11 protein-coding genes and 1 tRNA gene are annotated in these 11,056 nt (G+C 59.1%); 4 read left to right on the forward strand and 8 right to left on the reverse strand.

Annotated elements, in window-relative coordinates; translation table 11 throughout:
• Window positions 1–16: 16 nt before the first annotated feature.
• Window positions 17–691: a DUF421 domain-containing protein gene (locus J7G73_RS07520; protein ID WP_291245802.1), complete on the forward strand. Its 675-nt coding sequence runs from the start codon at window positions 17–19 to the stop codon at window positions 689–691.
• Window positions 688–1,056 (forward strand): DUF4363 family protein, encoded by a 369-nt coding sequence (locus J7G73_RS07525; protein WP_291245803.1) that lies wholly within the window; start codon window positions 688–690, stop codon window positions 1,054–1,056. Before J7G73_RS07520 ends, J7G73_RS07525 begins: the two co-directional genes overlap by 4 nt.
• Here the strand turns inward: J7G73_RS07525 and nrdR are convergent.
• From nrdR to J7G73_RS07540, 3 genes are all read right to left on the reverse strand, one after another.
• A complete protein-coding gene (gene nrdR, locus J7G73_RS07530; protein ID WP_087293454.1) occupies window positions 1,036–1,509 on the reverse strand; it encodes a transcriptional regulator NrdR in 474 nt (157 codons plus the stop codon). The two genes, J7G73_RS07525 and nrdR, sit on opposite strands and share 21 nt — an antisense overlap.
• Before the next feature lie 105 nt (window positions 1,510–1,614).
• Window positions 1,615–2,886: an aminotransferase class I/II-fold pyridoxal phosphate-dependent enzyme gene (locus J7G73_RS07535; protein WP_291245804.1), complete on the reverse strand. Its 1,272-nt coding sequence runs from the start codon at window positions 2,884–2,886 to the stop codon at window positions 1,615–1,617.
• Between the two features lie 228 nt (window positions 2,887–3,114).
• Window positions 3,115–3,202, reverse strand: a tRNA-Leu gene (locus J7G73_RS07540).
• Window positions 3,203–3,246: 44 nt separating this feature from the next.
• Between J7G73_RS07540 and J7G73_RS07545 the strand changes: the two genes are divergently transcribed.
• Window positions 3,247–5,322, forward strand: coding sequence for a DUF6311 domain-containing protein (locus tag J7G73_RS07545; RefSeq protein WP_291245805.1), 2,076 nt, complete (start codon window positions 3,247–3,249; stop codon window positions 5,320–5,322).
• Window positions 5,319–6,269, forward strand: coding sequence for an RluA family pseudouridine synthase (locus tag J7G73_RS07550; protein ID WP_291245806.1), 951 nt, complete (start codon window positions 5,319–5,321; stop codon window positions 6,267–6,269). The genes J7G73_RS07545 and J7G73_RS07550 overlap by 4 nt, the downstream gene beginning before the upstream one ends.
• A 63-nt stretch (window positions 6,270–6,332) precedes the next feature.
• Here the strand turns inward: J7G73_RS07550 and J7G73_RS07555 are convergent, their stop codons facing one another.
• The 5 genes from J7G73_RS07555 to J7G73_RS07575 form a co-directional block, all read right to left on the reverse strand.
• Window positions 6,333–6,926 carry a toprim domain-containing protein gene (locus tag J7G73_RS07555; protein ID WP_291245807.1) on the reverse strand — a complete coding sequence of 198 codons (594 nt, stop codon included), beginning with the start codon at window positions 6,924–6,926 and terminating at the stop codon, window positions 6,333–6,335.
• Window positions 6,923–7,951 carry a DNA polymerase III subunit delta gene (gene holA, locus J7G73_RS07560; protein ID WP_291245808.1) on the reverse strand — a complete coding sequence of 343 codons (1,029 nt, stop codon included), beginning with the start codon at window positions 7,949–7,951 and terminating at the stop codon, window positions 6,923–6,925. Before holA ends, J7G73_RS07555 begins: the two co-directional genes overlap by 4 nt.
• A complete protein-coding gene (locus tag J7G73_RS07565; protein WP_291245809.1) occupies window positions 7,938–9,779 on the reverse strand; it encodes a ComEC/Rec2 family competence protein in 1,842 nt (613 codons plus the stop codon). The genes holA and J7G73_RS07565 overlap by 14 nt, the downstream gene beginning before the upstream one ends.
• A 259-nt stretch (window positions 9,780–10,038) precedes the next feature.
• The gene (locus J7G73_RS07570; protein WP_087293439.1) at window positions 10,039–10,578 is read right to left on the reverse strand and encodes a phosphoribosyltransferase family protein; all 540 of its coding nucleotides are present in this window, start codon (window positions 10,576–10,578) and stop codon (window positions 10,039–10,041) included.
• Window positions 10,579–10,625: 47 nt separating this feature from the next.
• A complete protein-coding gene (locus J7G73_RS07575) occupies window positions 10,626–10,964 on the reverse strand; it encodes a histidine triad nucleotide-binding protein (RefSeq protein WP_291245810.1) in 339 nt (112 codons plus the stop codon).
• Window positions 10,965–11,056: the final 92 nt, after the last annotated feature.

An 11,056-nucleotide genomic window follows, 5' to 3' on the forward strand; every position in this document is an offset into this window, starting at 1 on the left:
GAGAGGCGGACCGGATATGCTGATCCTCATGCTGCGCACACTGCTGGTCTATCTGCTCATCCTGCTGGCCATGCGGCTGATGGGAAAACGGCAGCTGGGAGAGCTGCAGCCTGCCGAGCTTGTTTCCACCATACTGATCTCCAATCTTGCCTCCATCTCCATCGAATCGCCGGAGCTGCCACTTAGTACCAGCCTGGTGCCTGTATTCCTGATTGTGGCGCTGGAGCTTCTGTTGTCCGGGCTGTGCTTCTGCTGGCCCGGGGTGGCAAGGCTGCTGTTTGGCTCCCCTGTCACGGTAATCCGCAACGGAAAGATCTGCCGCGACACCCTGCGGGCGCTGCGCTTCGGAACCGGTGACCTGCTGGAAGCGCTGCGCGGCAAGGAGGTGTTCAACCCGGCTCAGGTGCGATGGGCTGTGGTGGAAACAAACGGAAGCATCAGTATCTGCAAGACCGGAGAGGAAGAACCTTTTGTTCCGGTTATTGCCGACGGTCAGCTGTTGAAAGGTGCGCTGCTGCTGTGTGAAAAGGATGATCCGTGGCTTTCGCAGGTTCTAAAACAGGAGGACTGTACCCGGGAACAGGTGATGCTGCTCCTGGTGCGCACAAGCGGCGAATATCAATTGATCAAAAAAGAAAACAGCCCCTCTCCGCAAAAGCGGAACAAGGGGCTGTGGAAAGGGCATTTATGAACCGGCTGCGGGCAGCTGCGGTGATTCTGGCGACGCTGCTGCTGCTCACACTGGCCAGCCAGCGTCTGGTATCCGACTCTCTGGATTCCCTGGAGACCGGACTGACACAGGTGGAACGGCTGTGCGCCGATGGTGCATACCAGACCGCAAAAGAGCGGCTTTACAATATAACGCAGGCCTACCAGAAAAAACAGGCCGTTCTGGCACTTTTCATCCGCCGGGATAAACTCAGCGAGTTGGAGACCTCGCTTTACAGCCTGACGGCCTATGTGCACGCGGACTACCGGCAGGATCTTTTCTGTGAGACCGGCAGACTGAAGGCACAGCTGAACGGCATTCGCCGGTTATTCTTCGGTCTGCTCTGAGCGCTTGCTGAGCATCTCCTTCAGCTCGTTCATGAAGGTGTTCAGATCGGAGAACTGACGGTAGACCGAGGCAAACCGCACATAGGCGACCTCATCGATTTTCTTCAGCTCTTTCATCGCCAGCTCACCGATGTGGATGGAGGTAACCTCACGCTCGTAGCTGTTCAGAAGAGACTGCTCGATGTTGTCCACCGCGCGCTCCAACATCTCGTAGCTGACCGGACGCTTTTCGCAGGCGCGCAGCATACCGCCCAACAGCTTCTGACGGTCGAACACCTGGCGGGACCGGTCCTTTTTAATGACCATCAAAGGAACGGTTTCCACGATTTCGTAGGTGGTAAACCGCTTGCCGCAGCGCAGGCATTCCCGGCGGCGGCGAATCTTTTCGCCGTCCTCTGTGGGGCGGGAATCAATTACCTTGGATTCCAGTTCGCCGCAGTAAGGGCACTTCATATGGGGTCCTCCTTTGATGGCGGCCGGGTTACGCTTGTCCCCGTGCCGCGGTTTAAGATTCCGTTATTATAACACAGATGCACCTGCTGTTGCAATCCGGTTTTTTCAGGCCTGCAGCAGCTTTTCCAGACAGGCAAGACGGACACTGATGCAGAGCAGCTGGCTTGCCTGCTCCAGCTCGGCCACCGTGGGGTACGAGGGAGCGATGCGCAGGTGATGGTCCTGGGGGTCGTTGCCGTACGGATAGGCAGAGCCCGCCGGGGTGAGCACCACACCGGCCTCCTTGCACAGCTGAACCACACGCTTGGCACAGCCGTCCATCACATACAGGCTGATGAAATAACCGCCCTTGGGATCGGTCCAGCGGGCAATGCTGCCGCAGGGAGCCAGCTGCTGGGCAAAGGCCTGCTTGATCAGTTCAAATTTGGGCTCCAGAATGGCCCGGTGCTTTTTCATATGCTCCAGCACGCCCGCCTTGTTCTTCAAAAAGCTCACATGACGCATCTGGTTCATCTTGTCAAAGCTGATGGCCATGGGTGCCATCTGGGTGAGAATGTGGCGGATGTTGGCCTCGCTGGCGGCCAGCGCTGCAACGCCCGCGCCCGGGAAGGTCACCTTGCTGGTGGAGCATACCAGCAGCGGCCGGTTCGGGGTGCCGTATTTTTTACACTCGGTCAGGATGCCGGGAACCGAGCACAGCTCATCGGTCAGGTGGTGTACACAGTAGGCATCGTCCCAGATGATCTTGAAATCCGGCGCGCCGGTTTTCATACTGGCCAGGCGGCGCACGGTCTCAGCGCTGTAGATGTAGCCGTCCGGGTTGGAATACAGCGGCACGCACCAGATGCCCTTCACGCTGGGATCGGCGGCGAGCTGCTCCACCAGGTCCATATCGGGGCCATCCTCATGCATCGGCACCGGGATCATCTCGAAGCCGAAATATTCGGTGATGGCAAAATGTCGGTCGTAGCCGGGCACCGGGCACAAGAATTTCAGCTTCTCTTCCATTCGCCAGGGATGCTCGCTGTCCGCAAAGCCGACACGCCAGCCCATATCGATCATGTAGTACATCAGTGTGAGCGAGGCATTTCCGCCCACGATGACCTCGTTCTCCTCCACGCCCATCAGCTCGGCAAAGAAGCGGCGGGCCTGGGGCATGCCGGGCAGCAGGCCGTAGTTGCGGGAATCCTCACCGTTTTCTCCGATGTATTGATTCTGGCTGAGCAGCCCGTTGGACAGCTCCAGCTGTTCGGTGCAGGGCTTGCCGCGGGACATATCCAGCTTCAGCCCCTTGGCCTGATACTCCTGATACTGTGCCAGAACTGCCTGGTATTCCTCATGCAGCTCCTGTTTGGTCATGCTCTGGTATTCTTTCATTGCAAACGCTCCTCTTTTGCAGCTTCCCAGCGGCGCACCCGGCGCAATTCTGCACCCAGCGCGGGGTGGAACGACTCCTGATTTTCGAACTTATTATAGTATAAATCCGGACAGTGCACAACCCGAAATCGGGAGTTTTATCCGGGAAAACACACACTGGCAATAAGACACACTTTTCCTGATTGCCGGACATAAAAACACCGGAGCAAAGCGAACTTTGCTCCGGTTTGGTGCCGCTGACCGGGATCGAACCGGTACGCCTTATTAGGGCGAGGGATTTTAAGTCCCTTGCGTCTGCCAGTTCCGCCACAGCGGCAAGCCTAATTCCCTTCTTCGCACCTTCGCGCGGACGGAAAGGACGTGGCTTTGATTCAGATGCCTGTTTTTGAAAAAATCGAACGCCGGAAATTGTTTGCTCTGGGCTGCCTGCTGGGAGCGGCGGTTTTCTTTTTGCTGTACGGCTTTGCCCCGCTGGATGTGACCAACGACGCATGGCTGCGCGGCGGATACATTGAGGCGGATATCCTGCAGCATTACGCTGGCTGGCTGTTTTACCGGCAGTCAGAGCTGTCGGTACCCTTCTGCTTTTCTGAGCTCATCAACTGGCCCTTTGGCCTGAGCGTGGCGTTTACCGACTCCATTCCTCTGTTCGCGGCGCTGTTCCGCCTGCTGGAGCCGCTGCTGCCCGCCACGTTCCAGTACTTCGGGTTGTTCACGCTACTCTGTTTTGTGCTGCAGGGCGGCTTTGCCTGCCTGCTGGTGGGGTTATTCACCCGCCGTTTGCCTGCTGTGCTGCTGGGAGCGGTTCTTTTTGTGTTCAGCCCCATTTTGCTGGAGCGAGCATTCCGTCACACTGCCCTTGCGGCGCAGTTTCTGATTCTGGCTGCGCTGTACTATTACATCCGCGGCCGCAGAGAGAAACGCTTTTTCTATCCCGGATTGTTTCTTGTAAACTGTGTGACGCTGGCAATCCATCCGTACTTTGCCCCCATGACCTACGCGCTCACCTTTGCACTGCTGGTAGAGCATGCGGTGTTCCAGAAACAGATCGCGAAACCGGTCACGCTTCTGGTAGCTAACCTGGGCTGCACTGCCTTGGTAGGCTGGCTGTTCGGCCTGTTCAGCGGCGGGTCTGCATCCGGCGGAAGCGGCGTGCAGTACGGGCATTTCTGCATGAACCTGAACACGCTTTGGAACCCGGTCAGCCGGGGCATGGACCACTGGAGTCTGTTTTTGCCCGCACAGAATCAGACACTGGGCAACTACGACGGTTTTAATTACCTGGGCCTTGGCATGCTCCTGTGCAGTGTGGCAGTGGTGCTGGCAATGCTGCGCTGGCGCCGGGATGGGCTGCTGGAGCGGCTGAAAAAACGTTTCGGTCTGCTGTTCGTTGTAGCCTGCCTGACAGTGTTCGCGGTCAGCAATGTGATCACCGCCAATGGTGCGGTACTCGCCCGCCTGCCTCTGCCCGGCTTCGTGGTTCAGCTGGCAACCACCCTGCGTTCCAGCGGGCGGCTGTTTTGGCCGGTGTATTACCTGATCTTCCTGTGCTGCGTGGCCGGACTGATTCGGCTGACACAGCACCAAAAGCAGTGGGTACAGACCGCTGTGATCGGTGCGCTCTGCCTGGTGCAGCTGGTGGACCTGAGTCCGGCACTGCTGGAGAAGGCCCGCTCCTTCCGTCCCTATTCCGATGCGGGCTTCAACCTGCTGAACCAGGAGAACAGCAGCCTTGCCGCCTTGCTGGATGCGACTGAGGGCAAATATCAGCATCTGGTGGCGCTGGACCCGCTGAAAACCAGCGGTCTGAGCCTGGCAATTTACACCGCTGATGCGGGAATGACCAGCAGCGACACCTCTTTCACCGCTCGCTATGATGAGGCGCAGGCCCAGCAGCGGCGGGAGGAGTTTCTGCAGGCCATCACCAGTGGTGAGCTGCCTGCGGACACCATCTTCTTCACCGAACAGGAGGAAACCTTCCTGGGTGTGGCGCAGACTGCACAGGAGCAGGGCGCCTGGTGCGGTGTGTTGTATCAGCAAACCGGCGATGGCAGCAGCGCTCCGCTGGTTTATGTGATTGCCCCCGGCCTGGAGGAATTTTCCCATCCGCTGGCACAGGAATTCAGCGAGGATTACCCGCTTCACCTGGCGGATTATTCCGATGATTTCTGGGATCGCGGTATTCTGAGCCTGAATCTGGAGAGCATCGGCCGACAGGAGGACGCGAACAAGGTAATTCTCTTCTATGATACTCCCTTTGCCCGCCAGAAGCTGGAGGGCGCAACTGCTCTTTCCGATGGGGAGGGCGGTGTTTATCCCATTCTTGAAGTAAGCGACCAGGATGCCGGCTGGCTGATGGTCACCCTGGACATTGACGACGCACACCGGCTGTACCGTGAAAATGGCCTGTGCAAGGATTTGGAGGTCCTTTCATGAAGATCATTCCCGTGAAAAGTCTTACCCCGGTAAGACTGGACAAATATCTTACCGAACAATTCCCTGCCCTGACCTTCGGCAAGCTGAACAAGGCGCTGCGTGAAAACAAGATCAAGCTGAACGGAAAAAAGCAGCCCCTCTCCACCCGGGTGCAGACCGGCGACGAGATTCGGCTGTTCCTGCCGGACGATCAGCTGGCTCCGGCAGAGACGAAAGGTCCTGCGTTTCTGCGCGCCCGCTTTGCGGCAAAGCCGGTTTATGAGGATGAGCACATTCTTTTGGTGGACAAGCCCGCCGGTCTGCCGGTGATTCATGATACCGAGCCGGACACCCTGATCCACCGGGCCATGTTGTATCTGCATCAGGAGCATGGCTGGGAGCCGGGCAAAGGCCCTGCCCCTGCTTTGTGTCACCGGCTGGACACCGGCACCAGCGGTCTGGTGCTGATTGCCAAGGACCCGCAGACCGAGCAGCTGCTTACCAGTTTGATTCGAGAACGCGCGATTCGAAAGGAATATCTCTGCGTGACCTTCGGGCGGCCCCGGCCGGAACAGGCCACCCTGGGCGGCTATCTGACCAAGGACGCGGGCAAGGGCCTGGTACGGGTGAGTGAACGCCCCACGCCCGGCGGCAGGGAGATCGAGACCCGCTACAAAACGCTGGCAGTCAGCGGCCGTCTTGCCCTGCTGCAGGTGGAGCTGATCACCGGACGGACTCATCAGATCCGGGCGCACCTGGCCAGCATCGGCTGCCCCATTCTGGGCGACAGCAAATACGGCAACAATGCCGCCAACCGGGAGCTGAAGCTGAAATACCAGGCCCTGTGTGCCTGGCAGCTCACCTTCCCCACCCTGACCGATCCGCTGCTGCAGGGTGTGAGCGGACGCAGCTTTCAGGCGGAAAAGCCCTGGTGGCACCAGCAGCTGCTGGAGGGCAAGCTGAAATAAAACAAAAGGCCCGAGGTCGTGAGCAGAGCAAATCGCTCTTCGCACGGCCCCGGGCCTTTTTGATTATTCTTCGGTCTGCTCGGCCAGCGCCTGGGCCTCCTCATAGGTGTACAGCTGATTGAGCACCTGACACAGTGCCTTTTTGGAAAGGCGGGGCGGCAGGCCCAGCCTTCGCAGAAACGCAAAGCGCTGCTCCTGACTGCCTGCGGTGCCGGAAAGCCCCCATTGGTACAGATCGGTATAGGTGATGGCCCGGCCGCTGCGGGCGGCGGTTTCGCTGGCGCCTGCGTCCAGCAGCGCCTTTTTCAGCGCCTCAGGCGGCAGGCCCTCCACGCCCAGCAGGCCCTCCTTGCCGGGGACCGCCTTGCGGGATTCCTTGCCCGGGATTGCGGGCACATAGGCCTGCCGTACATACTCCTGCCCGATCAGGTTGGACAAAAAGTTCCGGATACGGAAACCCGCCGCGTCCGGGTCGGTGAGCAGAATCACGCCTCGCTGGCGGCCCAGCTCCTTGAGAAGGGCCTGGGTCTGCTTATCCTTGTAGATGGCGAAACCGTCGGTGGTGAGAATCAGACCATCCACCACCGAGCTGAGCGCGGCCGCATCGTACCGGCCCTCCACCACAATCACCTGCTGAATGCGAAGCTTGTCGTTCATCGGCTCACCCCCGCGGCTGCCAGACGGCAAAGTGTGGTTTGCAGCAAAACGGCGCTGTCCACCGGGGAGCCCTTCAGCCCCTGATCCAGCTCCAGCAGAATCTCCAGACATTGCTCCAGCTGGGGCAAGGTATACCGGGCGGCGGTTTCGGCGGATTTTTTCAGCCGGTAATCGCTGCCCTTGTAGCCCAGGTCCTTGTGCACCTGACTGTAGCTTTTCTTGACGGAAAGGCCAGCCTTGACCCGGTACAGGTCCACATAGCTGCCGATCATGGCGGCAGTGATGGCGATGGGGTCATTTTGCAGCCGAAGCAGCGTGTTCAGCTTTTCGCAGGCCTTGGCGGCGTTCTTGCCGGTGATCAGGCGGACCATATCGAAGACATCCGCCTCCAGGTTCTGGGTGCTCATCTCCACGATCAGACCCGGGGTGATCTCGGTGTAGCCGCTGGCAGCGGCCAACTTGTCCACCTCGTTTTCCAGCAGGAACAGGTCCTGCCCGCAGCGCTCCAGCAAAAGACCCGCCGCGCTTTCGCTCATGGCAGTATCCATGCCCTGCGCCCGCTGCCGCAGCATGAGGCGCAACTCCTGCACGCCGGGATGGGCCACCTCGGCGGCATAGCCCAATGCCTCACAGGTCTCGATCAGCTTTTTGGCCTGCTTGGGCAGCTTCAGCTTGCCTCGTTCCTCGCTGAATACACTGTGGATAACGAACACCGCGTTTTCAGTGCTGGCTAGCACATCGCAGAACTCAGCCATATCCTTTTCCGAATAGGCCGAGGGCTGCAGCATGGGCAGCTCCACGATGCGGCGGGTGCCGAAAAAGGAGATGGTGCCCGCTGCCATGACCAGCTCCTCCACCGTGGGGGCAGGGCCATCCAGACGGGTACTCTCCCCATCCTCCTGCAGCAGGGCGGCCGCCGTCTTTTCCGCAGCTGCCCGCGCCAGAAACGGGTCGGAAGAATAGTAATAAAAAACCGGCACGCCCTTTTTCAGTGCGGCCTGCTGTTTTTGCTCAGAATGCAGCATTGGTTACCCCCTCGAATGTGATTGCCCTGCCGGGGCGGATGTACACGGTGCCACCCAAAGGCGCATAGCGCCAGCGGACGCCCGTTTTGCCGGAGTGCCAGTCGTAGGCCTTGGCGGTGAGCACCTGCACCGGCTCCACCAGCCCCGGATCGGAGGAGCCTGCCAGAAGCAGGTCCGTTTGCAGCGGCGTACCCGCCTCCAGCTGGCCGGTGATCATAGCCACCCGGTAGCCCTCGATCTCCATAAGCGCCAGATTGGCACCGCTCTGGTTGACCAGCGAAAGCCGTATCCCATAAAAATCTTCGGTCCATTGTTCGTTCTTCGGCAGATCCTCTGCGGAAAGCTGTCTGCCCGAAGTCTTCAGACTCCCCGGGTCCTGGCGCAGGTCCACCCAGAGCTCCGCTTCCTCCAATCCCTGTGCTTCCAGTGCAGCTTGTGCCTGCTGGCGGTTGCTTTCTCCGCCCCGGAACAACACCATTGCGTGCTGCTGTACTGTTACTACCGCGCAGGGATTGGATGTGCTGCCTACCAGCCGGATTGTGATCACATCCCGCCCAAGCTGGGTGAAAAGCCCAAAGGACAACCCCAGTCCCACGCATAGAACCGGAAGCGCCCAGCGCAGGCAGCACTTTTTCCAGGCATACCAAAGGACTGCCCCGCAGACAAGCACAGCAAACACCGTGAATGCCGTGGGCAGCACTAGCTGCGCGGCCGGAAGCGATGAGGTGTAAAACACAATGGTATTCTGCAGCTTTACCAGAAGCGCCGCCAGCAGCATCACCGCCCGGGTGATGTGATAGAAAGCCGGAACAAGCCCGGTCACCGCGCAGATCAGGCCCAGACAGACAATAGGCCCCACCAGAGGCATCACCAGCAGATTGGTCAGCACGGAAACGCCGCTGACTGAAAGACCGTGCACCAGCTGAAGCGGCAGCGTGAAAAGTGCCGCCAGAAGCGGAACCAACAGCACAGTGCACCAGCGCCGTATCCGGCAGCGCCAGGGATGCTCCTCCAGTTCACTCAGCCGCATGGGCGGAAAGATTCGGGCGGCACAGAGTACCCCAAGCGTGGCGGCAAAGGAAAGCTGCAGCCCCAGATCGCACACCGCATAGCAGTTTTGCAGCGACAGCAGCACCGCAGCCACTCCCAGCGAGGTGAAGGAATCAGCCGGTTGGAGAAACAGTGCACCAGCATAGAAGATCAGTGCACCCATTCCGGCCCGCGTCACCGATGGGGTGAAGCCGACCAGAGCCATCATGCCTACCACCAGAACCATGGCGGCCAGTGCCTTCTGGCGTCGGAACCGGCCGCTGCAAGGGCGGTTGCCCAGAAACGCGCTGCACAAAAGTGTCAGGTGAAGGCCGGACACCACCAGTAGATGGGAAACACCGGCTGCCCGGTAGGCGTCGCTGATCTCATCAGTCAGGCGGCTTTTGTCCCCCACCGCCATGGCGGAGAGCACGCTGCCCAGCTCCGGCGCGAGATACCGGCGGCAATTGCGGGCAAGGGTTTCCTGCAGCTGCCGCAGGAAAAAGCGCGGCGCCCGGCTTTGCCCCTCCAGTGTCACGTCCTCTGCGGTCACTGCCCGCAAGAGCACTCCGTCCGCCAGATTGCCGTAGTAGTATTCATCCTTCTCCAGAAGCTCCACAGAAAAGGTCCCGCGAAGGATATCTGCACGCTCGCATTCCGGCATTGCTACTGTCGAAATCCGAAACTGTTTCCAGCCGGGGAGCTGCTTGCCGTTCAGCTCCAGCACAGTGAACTCCCCGCGCACTGTCCCATCCTGAAAGCCCGGGTCCACCTGCTCGGCCAGCACAACCGCCTCCACTTCCTCCCCTGCAAGAGCAAAGGCAGGAGCCACCACGATGTCGTACATCAGCGAGTGAAGGAAAATAGCAGCCAGCCCTACCAGTGGAAACAGAAAACTATAGTTTCGCTTTCCCAGGGCCAACGCACACCAGAATATGCATACAAAAACTGCCGCGAGCAGCCCAAGGGCCACAGGCGGCAGATACACAGCGATGAGTTTGGCGGCAAACCAAACAAAACAGCAAGCTGCCAGTACCCGTCTCATTTGCGTGCGGGGATCAGTGGGTGAACAGAGGCAGTTTTTCCAGGAAAATGATATCGGTGCGGTCGGCTGCGTCGCCTTCTGCCAGCGCAGCTGCACGGCCTACCACCGTACCGGTGCTCTTTTCCACCAGAGTCTCCAGCGCATGCAGGGAGCCGCCGGTGCTGATCACGTCGTCCACAATCAGAATCCGCTTGCCGTTCATGGCCTCCAGATCCTTCTGGTCAATCACCAGCTTCTGGCGGGCGCTGGTGGTGATGGATTGATCCTCTACAACCACCGGGTTCTGCATGTAAAGCTTTTCGCCTTTACGAGCAGGAATATACAGCTTTCCGCTCTGGCGGCTCATCTCGTAGGCCAGAGGAATGCCTTTTGCCTCGGCAGTGACGATCACATCAAACTCCGGGCACTTCTCAAGCAGTGCTTTGGCGCAGGCAACGGTCAGCTCCACATCGCTGAACATAATGAAGGCAGCAATGGAAAGATGCTCGTTGATGGCGCAGATGGGCAGTTCCCGGGTCACGCCTGCCACATGCAGGGTATAGGTTTCACTCATAATCAGATATCTCCTTTTCTCTCACACAGCGCAGAACAGCCCGCGCATCAGCCCGGAGGCCAGGCAAGGCTGCGCTTTGCCAGCACATGAAAGTGCAAATGCTTTACACTCTGGCCGCCGTCCTCGCCCACGTTGGTCACCACACGGTAACCGTTATCGCAGCCCAGCTCCTTGCACAGGCGAGCAATGGTGGCAAAGATATGCGCCAGCAGCTCACCATCCTGCTCGGTGAGCGCGGCAGCGGAATCCACATGTTGCTTGGGAATCACCAAGAAGTGAACCGGTGCCTGCGGATCAATGTCGTAAAACGCAAGGATCTTGTCGTCCTCGAACAGCTTATTCGAGGGGATCCGGCCCTGGGCGATTTTGCAGAACAAGCAATCCATTGAAACATCTCCTTTCCAGAATCCAACAATGCGTCAAAACAGGCTGCGAACACCGGGATGCCTTCTCCCGGTGTTCGCAGTGAAAAACAAAT

The organism is Allofournierella sp. (genome assembly GCF_017889395.1).
GTDB lineage: Bacteria > Bacillota > Clostridia > Oscillospirales > Ruminococcaceae > Allofournierella.